This is a genomic window from Candidatus Deferrimicrobiaceae bacterium, assembly GCA_035256765.1.
In the GTDB taxonomy this organism is placed as follows: Bacteria; Desulfobacterota; Deferrimicrobia; order Deferrimicrobiales; family Deferrimicrobiaceae; genus CSP1-8.
Map to the genome: position 1 here is coordinate 1 of DATEXR010000058.1, position 1,054 is coordinate 1,054.

Annotated in this window: 1 protein-coding gene; it reads right to left on the reverse strand. The window is 63.9% G+C overall.

Annotated elements, in window-relative coordinates; translation table 11 throughout:
* Nucleotides 1-1,050, reverse strand: a 1,050-nt coding sequence (locus VJ307_01955; GenBank protein ID HJX72890.1) for a PEP-utilizing enzyme, incomplete at its 3' end; no start/stop codon positions are given.
* Nucleotides 1,051-1,054 lie beyond the last annotated feature (4 nt).

A 1,054-nucleotide genomic window follows, 5' to 3' on the forward strand; every position in this document is an offset into this window, starting at 1 on the left:
GTTGGCCATGACCATGTCCAACTGCCGGGTGTGGATGATGAGATACCCGAGGATCCGAAGCCTCTCCCGCATGAATCCCTCTTCGCGCCCTTCCTGGCGGGCGAACGTCGCATCCTCCTTCACCTCCGCACGGAAACCGAATCGCTCTAGGATATCCGCCACCAAGGCCGCCCGGGCCACCCGCCGGGGGTAATCCGCGGCGCCGCCCTTGAAGAGGAAGCTCACGTAGTTCTCCGCGGCCCGCTCGGTCACCAGCGCCTCGATGCTGGAGAAGTGAAAACCGAGTCGGGAGTTCAGGCTGCAGTAGTTGCGGGAGATCATAAAGTAGTTGCGGTCGGCGTACGGGGACCGCATGGAGGGATCCAGCCCGGGGTCGACCGTGGACTGCACCATCACCGACATGAAACCCTTGCGGTCGACGGATGGCGGCCCCTCCCAGGGGACCGCGACGATTCCATCCCAGATGGCCAGCATCGGAATGGAAGCGATGTTCTCCAGACGAACGTGTTTGCCCTGCACCTCCTCGTTGAAGCCATCGTCCAGGTTGAGGATCCACCACTGCATGGGAACGTCACAGACCAGTTGTTTGCTCGATCGCTCGGGAAAACGATGGGCCTTTCCGAAACTGAACATCTCCTGGACCGATTTCTCGTGGGCGAAGCGGGTGATGTCATGGAACGTCTCGCACTTCTCCGGTCGGAAACCGGGGCTGTCCGGGTCGATGAGATGGAGGGGGGTCACATGGGCCATGACGTTCCGAAGGGTATTGTGCACCGGACTTCCCGCCATGAGGATCCGGGGGGGCGACCCCTGCGCCAGCAAATCCTCCACACGCCCCCGGTAGACCCGGAGGCCGTCCGCATCCACGGTGACCAGTTCGTTCTCCTGCATCACCCGGGTGGCGTCGGAGACACCGAAAAGGGCCGGCACGCCGAACTCCCGGGCCACGTTGGCCAGGTGTCCGGTGACGCTGCCCTGCTCCGTGACCACCCCCACCGCACGGCTCAACAGGGCGGCCCACCGGGGAAGGGATTGGGAGGCCACCAGCACGGCG